Source organism: Nostoc sp. 106C, assembly GCF_002154725.1.
Lineage (GTDB): Bacteria > Cyanobacteriota > Cyanobacteriia > Cyanobacteriales > Nostocaceae > Aulosira.
Map to the genome: position 1 here is coordinate 1 of NZ_MTAW01000099.1, position 17,135 is coordinate 17,135.

Here is a 17,135-nt window from a genome sequence, read left to right on the forward strand (position 1 = left end):
AATCTGTTGCTCAACTTATGCTTTCACAGTTGCTCATCTTATGATTTCAGTGACAAGTTCCTTGAGTGTTAATTTACAGCCCAACAGCTTTGTTGAAGCGGATAATTTCCAAGCTGCGATCGCCATAGACTCCTTCTATTTGTTGGCGACAGCAGTCAATGGCAAAATCGTTTAACTCTTCTGGCTCAATTCCATACATATCCTGAAATATCTCTGTTTCTACGCGGCAGAAACGAGGGCGATTTGGGTAGATGCGACATTCTCGCGTCTTATGGTCGAAATTAACACACCATCCGCCCTCACCTACCATGCTGAGATAAAGTTCTAGTTCTGCGGGTGAGAGATACTCTTCTATGTCTGGACGCTCTGCTGGGTCAAGATTACAGCAGGCTCCACATTGCTTTATACACTGCCAGTTTGCCATAATTTTTCAGGTGTCATTTTTTATTGGTCATTTGTCCTCTCTTACAAAGTTCTGATCGGAGGACGCCTCCGCTCAGACTTTGCGCTTTGTCATTTGTCACCCCTGCTCCATACTCCCTGCTTCCTTATCACCAGTTCTCTCATCTTACATTTTTATGTTTTTTCTTATAATTTTGTTAAGTAAATTAAATCTAGCAGTCCATCGCCGGATATGATCGATTGCGGGTTTTGCAATTGTAAGTTATTGAATTTTTTAAGACAATTGGGAGGAAACAATGTTTGAAGCTATAGCCAATATCAATTGGGAAGTTATTTTTCAACTACTCTTCGTTGGGCTGATTATCCTTGCTGGTCCTGCTGTAATTTTTGTACTGGCATTTCGCAACGGCAACCTGTAACAGTGCTGAGTGCTGAGTATTGAGTACTGACTATTAAGTGAAAAGTGCTGAGTTGTAGAACATTATTAAGATTCCCAACTCCAACTTAGTAACTGAAAACTCAGGACTCAGAACTCAGCACTGATAATGCTTGAAGTGCAGCTTGGATAATGCTGTCGTATTGTGGTTGACAAACATCAACCTCTTGGGCATCTTCACGACTATTGCCTAGTAACCCAATTGTTTGTCCTGGTTGCATAACTAAGACTTTGCCTTCAGGATTTTTAATTCTTAATTCTGGTAACGAACCCTGTTGAAAGATACCACAACTATATTGGCGCTGCTTGTACTCAAAGGTGGCTCTTAAAGGACGAGGTGGCGAGGTAAAAAATAGATGAGATTGTGTTGTCAGCCTTACGCCTATCAATTCCATCTCAATGTTGGTATTACCATTAAAATTATTTTCTCGCAGTTTATAAGCAACATCGACTCGCGATGGTAGGGGATAGTAGTCGCGCCACCGCCAAGCGATCGCCTTAATTTTGTACTGTTGATGATCGATAGTTTGGGCAAGTGTGAGTTTGATGTGACCCTTGCCAACTATTTGTTGCTCAACTACTTGGACATTAGGCGTCCAGAAGACCGGATCGGGGTTATCGATACCGCAGGGATGCAAAGTATTTAGCTGTTGATAAAGCTGGTGATTAATTTCACTAAAATTTACCTGGGTATCAATTTTGAGTAGTGGCTTGAGGTGCTGGGGTTCTAGACATTGATTGGCAAACTCAATCAAACGCGATCGCAATGCTGATAAATTCTGCGCTGGTAAAGAATATCCCCCGGCGGCTTTGTGTCCACCATATTTACCTAATAAATCGTGACAAGCTTGCAAACCTTCAAACACATTAAACTCTGGAATTCCTCTTGCTGAACCGCGAATATGTGTCTCATCCTCATAGGTGCCAATAAACACCGGAACACCGTAGCGTTCTACCAAACGGGAAGCAACAATACCTATTACACCATGATGCCAGTTTGGTTGGATAACAACTAATACCCGGTCTTGCTGGAGTGAAGCGACAAATTCAGTTTCAACATAAGCGATCGCTTCTTGTTCAATTTGCTCACACATTTCCTGGCGCTGCTGGTTCACGCCTTCGCACTGCATTGCTCTCTCCAGCGCTATCCCCATATCATCTGTAGTTAACAGATCAATCACAATCTGAGGATCGCCAATCCGACCAATCGCATTAATTCTTGGCCCCAGTCGAAACCCAATATCCTCCGGCTTTAGGGATTTTGGATTTTGGATTTTGGATTTTGGATTGTTCCCCAGCTCCCCATCCCTCGCCTGTACCCCAGCTATCTGAATCAACGCCTGTATCCCAGGTAAATGAGACTTAGGTAAATGCTGTAAACCGCGTTTTACCCAACGGCGGTTCACCCCAGTTAAGGGGGCTAAATCTGCGATCGTTCCTAATGTAAATAGTGCTAGCATTGGCTGGATTAAGCCTCTAGTTTCTCCTAGCTGTTGTGCTAGAGACACAGCCAAAATATAAGCAACGCCTACACCCGCAACACCCCGATAAGGTGAAGATTCAGCGATTAGTTTGGGGTTGAGAATAGCATTAGCTGCTGGTAATTTTTGCGGAATGTCGTGGTGGTCGGTGACAATTACCTTTAAACCTAGTTCTCTAGCTCTGGCAATTGGTTCTACTGCGGAGATCCCATTATCGACAGTCAAAATTAAACTAACGCCTTCGCTGTGGAATTCTTCCACAATCCGTTTATTAATGCCATAACCATCGTGCATCCGGCTAGGGATAGCATAATCAACTTTAGCGCCTAAAGCTCGGAGACTGCGCAACAGTAAAGCGGTGCTAGTCATTCCATCAGCATCGTAGTCACCGCAAATAGCAATTTTTTCTTCAGAGGCGATCGCATTTTGCAGTAACTCCACACTGATTGCCAAATCGGGAAATTCTTCTAATGGCGCAGGTAAGATTAAAGATTCTGGCTCTAAAAATGTTTGTGCTGCTTCTAGGGTTTCAATTCCCCTGTTTATTAGCAGTTGACTAACAATAGGTGAGATATTACTCGCCACAGCTAGCTTTTGGGCAAATTCTGCATTCTGCGGGTAAATTTGCCAACGCTGATTAGGTAAGCGCCTACGAGGTTTTGCGGTTTCAGGGCGAACTACATCTAGCACAATAAAAGTTATGAGTTAGAAATTTTAAATTCAAACTTGTTGCCTAACTCATAACTAATAGCGTCAAAGCGATCGCTTTTGCTAGCTTTTAATACACATTTACATGACCGTCAGTTAGCATATGGAGAGAGCGATCGCCTGGGTTACGTTTACCAGGACGAAGTTCTACGTGTAAAGTCCCAAAGTTGGGTTTGGAAATAATTGCTTGTAGCGGCAATCCCATTTCATCCCAGAACACAAGAGAAATATTTGGCTGTGTCTCGTCACCCTGCACAAATTGTAATTCCTGTCCTGGTCGTAGGGGAATGGGGTCAGTTCCTTGGATTTTCTCTAATTTTACCAAACCTAATGTTCTATTTATTACTTCCAAGCGGATAGATTGACCAGGAGTAAATTGAATTGGACGTGGACCACACTTAGAGGCGCAAGTTCCTGCCAGTGTGACACTAGGGTGATTAGTTGATGTTATAAGAATGGTAACGGCGGCTAAGACAACTGGCAGTAGTTTAGACATAACACCCAGTATAAGTACTTGATTAAAATCCTACTCCAGCAAAGTACTATCAAGCCTCAGCATATTTTCCGGAATTAGATTTGAATTTTGAACCTTGGATTGGTAATTCTATAGGAATCCAGTTTAATTTTTGAAAAAATGACTTACTAAGTGTAGTATAGGCACTGGCTTCCCTACGTATATTTCAAATACATTAAATTTCTTCGCTAGCTACAACGCGATTGATTAGATCGCTTCTCTCCTGCTCTCCAGTTTTCTTTTCAGACTCGCTTCCATTTCCCTCAAATCCTCGTCAGTTTGAGGAAAGCGATATTTTGGGCTGTTGGGATCTCCCCGTTTGATCACAGCCTCGATGGCTTCATCATCATCTCGATGAACCAAAATATAGGCTCTCAGATCTTGACGAGTCATTCTGCTAAAATCAGGTTTTGTCATCGTTAAACCTCTATTGACCATCGGGAAAAATCAGGATTTCCAGGTTTTCAGACATACCAGTCAGTATAAAAACTGTCTTGGTATTCTTGTTGTACTGAAATACATGGATAGGCTGATATCCATTTGAGAGCATCTGGCATACTCTGACGCACGCAAGAGCCTGTTCGGCAGTAGGTATATGCTGTTATCTGTATGATAGCGAGTATTACCATACCGTAAAATCCGTACCATGCCGACTTTAAGGAATTACAGTTTCTTTGCTTGACTCATTTTATAAGCTGCAAAATCTTTGTATAGTTTCGTTATTTATCTTCCATTGCGAAGATAAATAAATAAACGGGAAATATAGAAATAACCATCTTCTCAAAAATAGTTGGACACTGGAAAAATTTTGCAGTGTTTCATCTATCACCCTAGAGAAGTTTGGTAGAAAGCCTCTTTTTCAGAAAATTCCCATAAATAAGAGCAATGGAACTCAATTCGACTTCTACGGAAAATCAACTTTTATTGTCAAGCGCTCAACTGCAAGAACAACTAGAGCAACAAAAAGCTCTGGCAAATGTAATTGTGCGAATTCGGGAGTCTCTTGACTTAGAAACGATTTTTCAAACTACCGTGACAGCTGTGCTCCAATTGCTGAATGCTGACCGAGTAGCAGTCTTCCAGTTTAAACAGGATAAAGACTGGGAAGGAGAATTTGTTTGTGAGGATGTTGCACTTGGTTGGGACTCAGTAATGGCACTTAAAATCCACGACCACTGCTTTGCAGAACAGTTTTCTGCTGAGTATCAACAAGGTCTAGTGCAGGCCGTTGATAATATTTATGAGGCAGGGCTAAGTGATTCTCATGTAGAAATTTTGCGTAAAATGCAGGTATGCGCCAACCTCGTTGTGCCTTTATTGCGGGAGAAGGAACTGTGGGGATTGCTTTGCATTCATCAGTGCAGTGAGGCTCGCAACTGGAAAGAATCGGAAATTGAATTTATTCGCCAAATTGCTAACCATCTAACAGTAGCGATTCAACAAGCGAAGCTTTTCCATGAAGCCCAATTACAAGCTGCAAAGTTAGCACAAGCAGCCCAGCGCGATCGCGTAATTGCTCAGATTGTTGATAAAATTCGTTCACCCCTGGATATTGAAAGTATCTTTGCAACGACGACTCAAGAAATACGCAACCTGCTGCAAGCCGACCGAGTTGCAATCTTTCGCTTCAATGGCGATTGGACTGGTAACTTTGTCGCTGAGTCACTTGCTGAAGGTTGGACTCCCTTAGTTAACGTTCAGGCTGCGATCGCTGATACTTATTTACAGCAAAATCAAGGAGGACGCTACGTTAATAATCAAACATTTACAGCCAATGACATTTATCAAGCTGGATTAACAGATTGTCACGTGAATCTGTTGGAGCAATTTCAGGCAAAAGCTTTTGCCACGGCTCCCATTCTTCAAGGAGACAAACTGTGGGGAATCATTGCAGCCTATCAAAATTCTTCACCCAGACAGTGGCAATCCTATGAAATTGAATCACTAATCAAAATTGGCACACAAATTGGTGTAGCATTGCGACATCATCAGTTGCTAGCAAAAGCTAAGTACCAAGCAGAGCAACAAAAAACATTAACTGGCGTAATTACTCGCATTCGCGAGTCCCTGGATTTAGATAAAATCTTTCAAACTACAGTCACAGAAGTGCGACAAATGCTACAAGCCGACCGAGTAGCAGTCTTTCAGTTTGACGCCCAAAAAGACTGGGGAGAAGTTATTTCTGAGGATGTTGCACCTGGTTGGGACTCGTTAATAGCAGCGAAAGTCTCCGACCAATATTTTAAGGAACAGTTTGCAACTGATGACCAACAAGGAAGGGTATTGGCAATTGCAGATATCTCCGATGCTGAATTAAATGAATCTCATGCCGAGATTTTGGGCAAGTTTCAAGTGCGGGCAAATTTGGTGGTATCTCTGCTGAAACGAGGTACATTATGGGGTTTTTTGTGTGTTCATCAATGCAGCGCTCCTCGAACTTGGCAAGCAACTGAAATTGAATTTGTCTGTCAAATTGCAGAAAACTTAGGAGTTGTTCTCCAACACAACGAACTTTTAGTAGAAGCGCGATACCAAGCAGAGCAACAAAAGACTTTAACTAGTGTCATTGCGCGAATTCGTGAGTCTTTGGATTTAGACACAATCTTTCAAACCTCTGTCACCGAAGTAAGACAACTACTCAAAGCAAACCGAGTGGGAGTCTTCCGTTTTGACCCGCAAACAGACTGGGAAGGAGAATTTGTCTATGAAGATGTCGCTCCCGATTGGAAGTCTGCAATAGCAGAAAAAGTTTATGACCACTGCTTTAGTGAAAGCTTTGCACACCTTTACGCGCAAGGTCGAGTAAATGCTATTGCTGATATTTATCAAGGAAAGTTTCAAGCCTGTTATCTCCAAATACTAGAAAGATTTCAAGTGCGTGCAAATATGGTCGCGCCGCTGTTAAAAAATGGCGAACTTTGGGGGTTGCTTTGTATTCATCAATGTGATGTTCCTCGTCAGTGGCAACCCTCTGAAATTGAATTTCTTGGTCAAATAGCCGAGCAGTTAGGAGTTGCATTAAAACAGGATTCTTATTTAAAACAATTTCAAATGCAAGCTGTCCAGTTAGCAGAAGCTACTGAGCGAGAAAAAGCAATGGAACGCCAAGAACTGCTAGCTGCAACTATTGATAAAATTCGCCAATCACTTGATATTAAAACTATTTTTAAAACTACTACTCAAGCTGTGCGAGAGTTGCTTGAAGTTGAGCGCGTAGCTATCTACCGCTTTAACCCAGATTGGAGTGGTAAATTTGTGGCAGATTCCTTCAAAGATGGTTGGCAACCTCTGGCGCAAGCTCAACCAATGCTGATAGAAAATTTTGAGGATACAGATGACGATAACGAGCTACCGCGCAATGAAACATTTGTTCCCATCCGACAAGGTGAACAATTATGGGGTTTATTAGTTGCTTATCAAAATTCGCAACCGCGCTATTGGAAAGATGAAGAAATCAATTTATTGGCTCAAGTTGGTGTGCAACTAGGAATTGCTATTCAGCAAGGAGAATTACTCGAACGAACTAAACGTCAAACCTTAGAACTTACGCAAGCTTTACAAGAATTAAAACAAACTCAGTCGCGGTTAATTCAGGGCGAAAAAATGGCTGGCTTAGGACAACTAATTGCTGGAGTCGCTCATGAAATCAACAATCCTGTCAGTTTTATTTTTGGTAATCTTATACATTTAAATGAATATACTCAAGAATTACTGAAGGTAGTAAAACTTTACCGTCAAAATGACGCTTTATTTCCTGATATTCAAAAACAAATTAATAAAACTGAGTTGGACTTTATTATCAAAGATTTACCCAAAACTATTGAATCGATGAATGTGGGAACAGAGCGGATTCATCAGATTGTACTATCATTGCGAAACTTCTCTCGTACAGATGAGGCTGAATTAAAGGCAGTAGACATTCATGAAGGATTAGATAGTACTTTACTGATCTTAGGACATAGATTTAAAAATAATCGAGACCGCCCAGCTATTGAAATTATTAAAGAATATGGTGCCTTACCTTTAGTTGAATGCTATCCTGCACAACTAAATCAAGTAGTGATGAATATCCTGAGTAACAGCGTTGATGCCTTAGAAGACAAGTATAAAACTTTACAAGAAAAGTATTTAAAATCATCAAAAACACGTCCAGAAATTCCCTTAAGTATCTGGATTAATACGCAGATAGTTAATAATCAAATTGTCATTAAAATAGCTGATAATGGTCTTGGAATTCCAGAAGAAGTGCGATCGCACATTTTTGAACCCTTCTTTACCACCAAAGAGCTAGGTAAAGGTACAGGGTTAGGGTTATCTATCAGCTATCAAATAATAGTGGAAAAACATCATGGTCAAATTCGATGTTCCTCCAAATTAGGCGAGGGAACAGAGTTTGTGATTGAAATTCCGACGAAACCTTGACAAAAGAGTTAACTAAAAGTTTGAGTGCGCGAACAATATTGTGTATTTTTCGTGTTTGGGTTTGGTAGTCCAGAGTAAAACTTGACTGTTGACTCTGGACGACTCTCATGAGTAAGTATACTTAACCGAAGCGTCCACTAATATATTCCTCAGCTTCTTGAGTCTGAGGAGAAGAGAACATTTCCCTTGTTGGACTAAATTCAACCAATTTACCGCGACGTTTGCCATGTTCGTCAATTTCGGTATTGAAAAAAGCTGTCCAATCTGCAACCCGCGAAGCTTGCTGCATATTATGAGTCACCATAATAATAGTGTATTGCTGCTTGAGTTCTAAGCAGAGTTCTTCGACTTGACGGGTAGAAATCGGGTCAAGCGCCGAGCATGGTTCATCCATTAATAATACATCTGGCTTCATAGCGATCGCTCTAGCAATGCAAAGCCGTTGCTGTTGTCCGCCAGATAATGCCGTACCCTTCTCTTTGAGTTTGTCTTTGACTTCATCCCAAATAGCAGCGCGTCTAAGGGAATCTTCTACTAAGTCATCGAGGTTCCCTTTAAAACCGTTAGAACGCGGCCCAAAGGCAATATTTTCGTATATTGACTTCGGAAATGGGTTCGGTCTTTGAAAAACCATTCCCACTTGCCGTCGTAATTTTACTGAATTAACTTTGGGGTCGTAAATATTGCGATCGCGGTAATTTAGCCTACCCTCTACTTTTGCTCCCGTAATTAAATCATTCATGCGGTTGAAGCAACGCAGTAGAGTACTTTTTCCACATCCTGAAGGACCAATAAAAGCAGTGATTCCTTTTTCAGGAATTTTCAGATAGACATCTAAAAGTGCTAAAAATCCACCATAGTAGACCTTAACACCCTCAACATCAAACACAGCTTTATCATCTTCCTTAAGGTTGCTATTATTACTCAGTTGACTTCTACGATTATTGAAAGTCATGTTACCTAGCCCCTAATATTAATTAATGCCGGGAAAACCTATTAACTATTGAATTTGCTTTGCTATCTAACGATAGAAGCGTTGCCGAATATAAATTGCTACACCGTTGAGAACTAAAATCAAGATTAGCAACGCAATAATTGTTGCTGCTGCTGCATTAGCAAAACCCGGTTCTGGACGAGTTATGTAACTGTAAATTTGAATAGGCAAAGCCATGAATCTCTGGAACAAACCAGGATTAAAGGTGAGAAAACCGACAGCGCCAACAACAATTAGAGATGCTGCATCACCAATAGCACGGGATACAGAAATAATTACTCCAGTTAGAATACCGGGAACAGCATAGGGTACGACATGATTACTAATAGTTCGCCATTTGGTAACGCCTAAGCCGTAAGAAGCATTTCTAATAGAATCAGGAACTGCACGAATTGCTTCTCTAGATGTCACAATAATTACTGGTAAAGATAGCAAAGATAAAGTCAATGCTCCAGAAATTAATGCCGGACCGAAGCCAAGTAAATAATTAAAAACTCCTAAACCCAGCAACCCGTAGACAATAGAAGGTACTCCCGCCAAATTGCTGATATTTATCTCAATAATTGCTGTCCACCAAGCTCTAGGTGCATATTCTTCTAGATATAAAGCTGCACCGACACCAATTGGTACAGTAACGCAAATAACAACGAGTCCTAAAAGAATGCTACTGATAATAGCTGGACGAATACCACCATCTTCAGGGAAACGAGAAGGAGTTTCTATGAGAAAACCGGGTGTCAAAAATCTCCCTAATCCGTCTCTTAAAATATCAAAGAGTAGCAACGCTAGAACAAATACACCAATCAGTAACCCCAACAAAAAAAGTACTTCAAATACTTTTCCTAACTTCTCTCTACTCTCAACATTATCAGTAAATTCTGTTGCCGGATTCAAAGAATCATCTTGTTGATAAGCTGTAGCCATGTTTATTACTCGTACTTTTCTTTAAAGCGATTAGAAATCCAGTAACTAACAATATTTAAAACTAAGGTGAGCAGAAACAAAACAGCGCCTACAGCATATAAGGTTTGGAAATTAAGGCTACCACGCGGACTATCTCCACCAGAAATTTGCGCCATGTAAGCTGTCATCGTTTCAACTGATTCTGCAAAATTAATAGTTAGTTTTGGCTGTTGTCCGGCGGCGATAATCACAGTCATTGTTTCACCCACAGCGCGAGAAGTGCCTAAAATAATCGAGGCGATAATTCCAGATAGTGCTGCTGGGAGGACTACTCTAAAAATGGTTTCCAGTTTAGTAATACCTAAAGCGGAAGCTCCCTCACGTAATGAACGTGGAACTGCGCGAATCGCATCTAAGCTGATAGAACCAACAGTTGGAGTAATCATTACTCCCATCATTAACCCCGCACTCAAGGCATTGAAAATTTCTAGCGGGAAAAAATTTCGTAATAAAGGTGTGACAAATAACAGTGCAAAATAACCATAGACTACCGTTGGTATCCCTGCCAAAAGTTCCACCGCAGGGCGTAAAATTGCTGCTACTTTAGGTTGAGCATACTCACTTAAATAAATAGCCGAAGATAAACCTAAAGGAATAGCAACTGCCATCGCAATAGCTGTAGTCAAGAAAGTGCCATTAATTAAGGGCCATATGCCAAAATGTTTCTCTGCAAATAAAGGTGTCCATTTAGTATCTAGAAAAAATTGAGCAAAGGAGACTTCTTTGAAAAAGGCAAATGTCTCCTTAAAGATAATGACGACGATACCAAAAGTAGTAAAAACAGACACCAAAGCGCAAGAAAATAAAATTACCGCAACAATATTTTCTTGGATATCTTCAGATGCATTTTTCTCTAGTGACTGCCTGGATAGTTGAAAAGAATCGTTTGAAAAATTTGAATTTTGCATAAACAGTTCAGTTTTGACTAGTAAAAAGAGGCAGAAAGTGAGAATAAGAGAGTTTTGATGTAGCGCTTATCGCAGTTTATAAATTCAAGGACTTGTAACTCTTGATAGTTAACACTTTTCTGATACCTTCCTTCTGCCTTCTGCCTTCTAAATAAAGTTTGTAATCGGCTCACCTGGTTTAGCTTTTTTGAACTTTGTGCCAGTTTCACCAGTAGCAAATTTCCGTTTTACCTTGACATAAGCTTCATCAGGTAGTGCTACATAACCAACGCTATCTACCCACTTCCATGAATTTTCTAGATAAAAATCTACAAATTCTTTGACTGCTGGCTTGCTATCTAAGGATTTTTTACTGACATAGATGAACAATGGACGAGATAAAGGTGTGTAAATATTTTTGATCACGTTATCCACAGGAACTGGTTTTTCACACTTTCCTTTAGGACTTTCTACAGCAACTAAATTGAGTTTGTCTTGGTTTTGAATGTAATAAGATATCCCTACATAACCCAAGGCTGATGCATCACCCGCTACTCCTTGTACCAATAAGTTTTGATTATGACTAGGAGTGTAGTCTGTACGGCCATTCTTGGCTTTGCCAGTCACAGCTTGAGTCATATAATCAAACGTTCCCGTATCAGAAGCCGGAGCATACAGCTTCATTTTTTGTTTAGGAAAGTTGGGATTAACTTGATTCCAATTTAGTATTTTGCCGTCTGATTTAGCACTCCAAATCTTTTTGAGTTCATCAATAGTCAGGCATTTAGCAAAGTTATTTTGACGGTTGGCGATGACCGCAATTCCGTCTAAAGCTATAGGTAACTCGACAAATTCAATCTTCTTAGTTTTACATTTTTTGATTTCTTCATCTCGAATGGTACGAGAAGCGCCAACAATATCGATATCGCCAGCACAAAACTTACTGATACCTCCACCAGTACCACTAGACGCAACGCTAACTTGCGCTTCAGGTTTAAACTTCTCGTATTCTTCTGCAACTGCTAGAGAAATCGGAAAACCTACTGCTGCACCGTCAATACTCACCTGACTTTTCAGTTGTTGTCCGCTATTACAGCCAGTGGTATTGCTAGCAATAAGCATTAAAGAGGCTAGATAAAAGCTACCCTTGAATTGGCTACGAAAGCTCATAACTTAATCAATTGAAATAAAGTGATTGCAATTAGATCGGGGTGGAAAAAAGTGGTAGTTTATGCTTTTTTAGCAGCTTGAACTTTGTCAAAAATTGCTCCATTTCCAAAAAACTTTTTCTGGATATTATCCCAGCCACCTAAATCTTGAGACGTAAATAAAGTTTGGACTGGGGGATATTGTGATGCTACTTCTTGGGTAACAGTTGGATTAACTGGACGATATCCTAATTTAGCGAATTCTCGCTGAGCTTCTGTTGAGTAAAGAAAATCGACAAATGCTTCTGCAACTTCTCTTGTACCATGCTTATCAACGTTTTTATCAACAACAGCTACAGGATTATCGATAGAAATGTTTACTTGTGGTACAATGTAAGGCAATTTTGAGCCATTTTTTTCTGCCAAAATTATCTCATTTTCGTAGTTAATTAAAACATCTCCCTGATTTTTTTGGAAAAATAAATCGCTAGCTTCACGAGCATCTTTTGTGAGCACAGGGACATTTTGATAAACTTTTGTGAGATAATTTAAGGCTGTAGAATCGTCACCTCCTGTGAGAGTTACCGAACCCCAAAAAGCTAAAAATTCCCAAATAGCAATACCAGAAGTTTTGGGGTTAGCTGCAATCAACTTCACGCCATCGTTTGCTAAGTCTTGCCAATTATTAATCTTTTTCGGGTTGCCTTCGCGGGTAACAATCGCAGCGACCGATCTACTAACAATACCACTTCTGGGAGATTTAATTTCCCAACCTGATTTAATCAAACCTGCTTGCTGAATTTTGTTGACATCCAGAGGCAGTGCGAGGTGTACTATATCTGCCTCTTGAGAACCAGCAATCACAGCATTTGCTTGCGCGCCGGAACCTCCATAGCTTTGCTCAAAAGTGACATTTTGGTTATGTTCTTGTTTCCACTTTTGTACAAATTTGGGAATTATTTGGTCATGGGCGGCTTTAGTAACTGAGAAGGAAACCAGCCTCAGCTTTATATCAGATTTACTAGCTGTACTGCTTCCAGAACACGCAGCGACTACTATACTTAAAAGAGTAGCTACTAGAAGCAGACACACAAAGCTTTGTAGAGAGCGTCCATTTAACCAACTTCTAATTTTTTGTTGGTAATAAAATTGCATAGCTTGCCAAATTTCCACGACATAAACTCGCATTCGCTCAATTAGATCCGTACTTAATTGTGTCGGATGTTGCGATTTACTCATGTGCAATCACCCCTTAATCTACGGTATTTTGAGCCAAATACCGTAATTAAAAAAAATTATACGATATATAGAACAAAAGTTCTCATCTGACTTCATTTTTGTTTACTTAAGTAAGTAACCGCTCGTTAAGCAATTACTACGAAATCTTAAAGATACCAAAATATTGAAAAAAACCGGGTTTTTACTGCTTGATACCAGTAAAACCCGGTTCTATTTCTGCATAATATTGGGAAAAATTCTGTTATAGGTAATACCTAACAGTGGAGACAACTCGACTTTTTTTAGCCCTTAAAGCTGTCTTTAAGAATAAGGTTGTTTGGTTATGCAAAAGACCCTCCCACCAGTTGCGAGTTACAAAAGCAGGAATAATGATAGTTGTAAAAACATCTGGATGATGCTCTTCAAACTGAGCGACAAAATTCACAAGTGGTTCTATTACAGAACGGTAGGGTGAATCGATAATTTCTAGAGGAATATCTGACTCTAATTGTCGCCATTTTTCTTGCAGTTTCTCTCTATCTGTAGAACCATTAATATCTACATGTACCGCAACAATTTCATCGGCGATGGTGCGTGCATAGTCCAAAGCTTCTACTGTTCCTCGGTTAAGTTGTCCTACTACTACTACCGCTGGATGGGTAACCATTGCTGGTTTAGGTCGGGGAATATAACTCCGAGGTGCTATACCCTGAATACTCAGACGTTCAGCTACGTATTCATAGTGACGGCGAATGGTTAAAAATAGAGCTACTACTAAAGGTATGGCTACTACTACTAACCAAGCCCCTAAGAGAAACTTAGTTGAAATAATTACTCCTAGTACAACAGCTGTAGCAATCGCTCCCAATCCATTCATGAGAGCGCTAGCACGCCAATTTGATTCTCGTGATTGGAACCAGTGACGCACCATCCCAGCTTGCGAAAGGGTAAAGGAAGTGAATACACCTACGGCATATAGGGGGATAACGGCGTTCACTTGTCCTTTAAAGATAATGACTAAAATCCCTGCACAAACGCTCAGGAGAATAATACCGTTGGAGTAGACTAAGCGATCGCCTAACAGCGATAATTGTCGGGGTAAAAAACCATCTCGCGCCAAAAAGTAACAAAGTCTGGGGAAATCTGCATAGCTGGTGTTTGCTGCTAACAGCAAAACCAACAGAGTGACAATTTGGACAAAATAGTAAAATGCTCCATTCCCCAAAATCTCTCTACCTAATAGAGAAACTACTGTTTGTCCCTCTTCTGGCACAACATGATACATGTTTGACAAATAAGTTATGCCGATAAACATCAGTCCGAGAATAACGCCCAAATAAAGCAATGTGAGGCGGGCATTTTTCCACTCTGGTTCTTTAAATGCTAAGACACCATCAGATATTGCTTCCACTCCTGTAAGCGCTGTACAGCCAGCCGAAAAGGCTCGCAAAATGAAAAACAAACTCAGTCCTTCCTTGACAGGAATGGGGGGATATTCTGCTACTACTTCCCCAGTAGCGTGTTTGAACAAACCAATAGCAATCAGCACAAAAATACTGGCAATAAACGCATAGGTCGGAATCATAAATATTCTGCCTGATTCCTTGACACCTCTAAGATTTGCCAGCATTAACAAGAAAATGAAAATTAAGCAAAGGCTGACTGTGAAAGGCCGTAGCGCAGGAACTGCTGAGGTAAGGGCTGCTGTACCCGCAGATATACTGACTGTGACTGTCAAAATATAGTCAATCATCAGCGAACCCCCTGCTACCAGACCTGGATAAATACCAAGGTTTTCTCTGGCAACAATGTAGGAACCACCGCCTTTAGGATAAGCGCGAATAGTTTGTCGATAGGAAAGCACAACTATTCCTAGCAAAATGATAATCGCTATAGCAATAGGTAGCGACAAACCTAAAGCACCACTTCCCGCTGCTACTAGAATCAGCAGGATTTCTTCTGTAGCATAAGCAACTGAGGAGAGTGCATCTGAGGAGAGAACTGCTAAGGCAGCAGCGTTACTCAATCGCTCTTCACTATGAGCGCTGGTTGGTAATGATTTACCGAGTAAAAATTGTTTTATCTGTGGGTAGAGGGACATACTAAGTCCACCTGACAAAGGTTTGTACTCCCGCTCAATTGAATATATCCTGGAATTTCTTGTAGAAGTCAGTTCAACAAGAAACGGGAAGGGTTAAAGGGAGAATTTCTCCTTTATTTTTAACCTTTACCCTATCCCTACTTTTGACAAAAGTACCTTTTGCAAGAGGACTACTAAAATAATGAGCTAGGAATATAGCAATTTTGGCAGATTCCTAACCCCTTGACTTTAAATTTTGCTCTATAGCTAACTGAGAACTTAAGGACTTATACCATTTTGGATTTTAGATTTTAGATGTTGGATTGTGAAACATCTATTGCATAAGGGTTTTAAACATCTACAGCCCTACACTCTTCTTCAAAACTATTGATTATTTTACTTTGCCCTTGTGTAAGTCTTATAACTAACAAATAATGCTGAGAATGCTACTCATGAGTTGCTCCTTCCAGCCAGACTTCTACATCGTCTGCGAGTAGCTTCTGCGCAGCTTCTAGCATTGTTCCAGCGATGTCTTTCAGGTCTTCGCGATTACTTAAGTAAGTTTTTAATGCTTCTAATGGGTCAATGCTACTACTAGCAGTCAATTCGGGAATGCGGGGTCTAGCCAACTGGCTCAGTAATTCTGGTTGAATGGTGTAGGTATGAGCGAAACTTAACGCACTATGCAACGAGGAATTATCAATTAAATCTAACTGTTCGGAGCGGAGTTTATAGATTAACCTGACTACAGCATCTTGAATATCATATTTAGCGATCGCTTTCATGATTGCTGCTTGCGGATCTTCTGCTTTTGATAAATCTACCTCAATTGTCCGGAAAGTTCGCACGGGTAAAGGACAAAACTCCCAATTAGCCTTACCTCGCTCCAGTTCAATCATCACATAACCTTTATCTTCCTTTTCTTCGCTAAAATCCACCCGCTCAATGCTTCCTGGATAAATCACTGGTGGGTTGTTAGATTTATTCAGATTCTGGTGGCGGTGGACATGTCCCAGAGCTACATAATCAAAGCAAGGACGTGTCAGCAAAGATAGGGGTAGAGTAAAACCTTTACCTACTGCTAAAAAGCGTTCGGCTCCCAAGGCAGCATTATCAGCCATCAAATGAGCCAAAAGCACAGTTGGGACATCAGGATCAAGACGGCGAATTTCGCCTTCTAAGACAACTTGTAGACGTTCAGTTAACAGTTGGTTGACTTCTGCTAGCGACAAACTTTCAGTCTCTTGGCGAGTCATCAACGTCGAACGAGTCAGCCAAGGAAGGGTAATAACTTGAACTTTACCATTGCGAGTTTGAATGCGGTGGGTCGTTACCGTATCCCCCACAAGAAATCCCCGCACGCCTAAGGTGCGGTAAATACATAAACTCGCTCCCCCCAATCCTTGGGAATGTTGGTCGTGATTCCCTACCAACAATACTGTAGGAATATTGCCATCTACAAGACGGCGAAATTGACTAGCGAAAGCTTCTTGCACATAAGGCGGTGGAGTCGCATCTGGAAAAGCATCACCACCAAATATCACCAGATCTACATTATCTGCGATCGCTCGGTCAATACATATTGATAATGTACTGACAAAATCCTCCAATCGTGTGTTTAATCCTGTTGCTGGATTAATGCGTCCGTGGGAGAAGCCGCTCCCCATATGGATATCTGAGAGATGGAGAATTTTAATCATATTAGTCCTTTGTTATTATCCATTTGTCTTTTGTCTAATACTAATGACTAATTACTGCTGATAACAGGCTAAATATCTCGATATTATGAATTTCCCAGGAAAATCCAGCAGTTTATATTTTTTGAGAGCGATTATGACAAAAATATCTAAATTTTGTCCAAAATTCATCTTATTTTACCAAA

General features: G+C 40.6%; 13 protein-coding genes. 2 read left to right on the forward strand and 11 right to left on the reverse strand.

Annotated features, from left to right (window positions below):
* Positions 1–73: 73 nt before the first annotated feature.
* Positions 74–424, reverse strand: a complete 351-nt coding sequence (locus tag BV375_RS12865) for a YkgJ family cysteine cluster protein (RefSeq protein WP_086761012.1) — start codon at positions 422–424, stop codon at positions 74–76.
* A gap of 274 nt (positions 425–698) precedes the next feature.
* On the opposite strand from BV375_RS12865, the gene BV375_RS12870 reads away from it, so the two are divergent.
* Positions 699–821 carry a photosystem II reaction center protein Ycf12 gene (locus BV375_RS12870; RefSeq protein WP_086688671.1) on the forward strand — a complete coding sequence of 41 codons (123 nt, stop codon included), beginning with the start codon at positions 699–701 and terminating at the stop codon, positions 819–821.
* Positions 822–921: 100 nt separating this feature from the next.
* On the opposite strand, the gene recJ is transcribed toward BV375_RS12870, so the two are convergent.
* The 3 genes from recJ to BV375_RS12885 form a co-directional block, all read right to left on the reverse strand.
* Positions 922–3,009 carry a single-stranded-DNA-specific exonuclease RecJ gene (gene recJ, locus BV375_RS12875; RefSeq protein WP_086761014.1) on the reverse strand — a complete coding sequence of 696 codons (2,088 nt, stop codon included), beginning with the start codon at positions 3,007–3,009 and terminating at the stop codon, positions 922–924.
* 88 nt (positions 3,010–3,097) lie between these two features.
* Positions 3,098–3,523 carry a hypothetical protein gene (locus tag BV375_RS12880; RefSeq protein WP_086761016.1) on the reverse strand — a complete coding sequence of 142 codons (426 nt, stop codon included), beginning with the start codon at positions 3,521–3,523 and terminating at the stop codon, positions 3,098–3,100.
* A 225-nt stretch (positions 3,524–3,748) separates the two neighbouring features.
* Positions 3,749–3,958, reverse strand: a complete 210-nt coding sequence (locus tag BV375_RS12885) for a hypothetical protein (protein ID WP_086761126.1) — start codon at positions 3,956–3,958, stop codon at positions 3,749–3,751.
* Between the two features lie 468 nt (positions 3,959–4,426).
* Between BV375_RS12885 and BV375_RS12890 the strand changes: the two genes are divergently transcribed.
* A complete protein-coding gene (locus BV375_RS12890; RefSeq protein ID WP_086761018.1) occupies positions 4,427–7,963 on the forward strand; it encodes a GAF domain-containing protein in 3,537 nt (1,178 codons plus the stop codon).
* A gap of 121 nt (positions 7,964–8,084) precedes the next feature.
* Here BV375_RS12890 and pstB read toward each other — a convergent pair whose 3' ends face one another.
* From pstB to sbcD, 7 genes are all read right to left on the reverse strand, one after another.
* Entirely contained in the window at positions 8,085–8,918 is an 834-nt protein-coding gene (gene pstB / locus BV375_RS12895) for a phosphate ABC transporter ATP-binding protein PstB (protein WP_086761020.1), read from the reverse strand.
* 66 nt (positions 8,919–8,984) lie between these two features.
* Positions 8,985–9,881: a phosphate ABC transporter permease PstA gene (pstA, locus tag BV375_RS12900; RefSeq protein WP_086761022.1), complete on the reverse strand. Its 897-nt coding sequence runs from the start codon at positions 9,879–9,881 to the stop codon at positions 8,985–8,987.
* A 5-nt stretch (positions 9,882–9,886) separates the two neighbouring features.
* On the reverse strand, positions 9,887–10,828 hold the full coding sequence (pstC, locus tag BV375_RS12905) for a phosphate ABC transporter permease subunit PstC (protein ID WP_086761024.1): 942 nt from the start codon (positions 10,826–10,828) through the stop codon (positions 9,887–9,889).
* A gap of 147 nt (positions 10,829–10,975) precedes the next feature.
* Positions 10,976–11,977: a PstS family phosphate ABC transporter substrate-binding protein gene (locus BV375_RS12910; protein WP_086761027.1), complete on the reverse strand. Its 1,002-nt coding sequence runs from the start codon at positions 11,975–11,977 to the stop codon at positions 10,976–10,978.
* 59 nt (positions 11,978–12,036) lie between these two features.
* Positions 12,037–13,194, reverse strand: coding sequence for a sulfate ABC transporter substrate-binding protein (locus tag BV375_RS12915; RefSeq protein WP_086761030.1), 1,158 nt, complete (start codon positions 13,192–13,194; stop codon positions 12,037–12,039).
* 241 nt (positions 13,195–13,435) lie between these two features.
* Positions 13,436–15,274: an APC family permease gene (locus BV375_RS12920; RefSeq protein ID WP_086761033.1), complete on the reverse strand. Its 1,839-nt coding sequence runs from the start codon at positions 15,272–15,274 to the stop codon at positions 13,436–13,438.
* A gap of 425 nt (positions 15,275–15,699) precedes the next feature.
* Positions 15,700–16,953 carry an exonuclease subunit SbcD gene (gene sbcD, locus BV375_RS12925; protein WP_086761035.1) on the reverse strand — a complete coding sequence of 418 codons (1,254 nt, stop codon included), beginning with the start codon at positions 16,951–16,953 and terminating at the stop codon, positions 15,700–15,702.
* Positions 16,954–17,135: the final 182 nt, after the last annotated feature.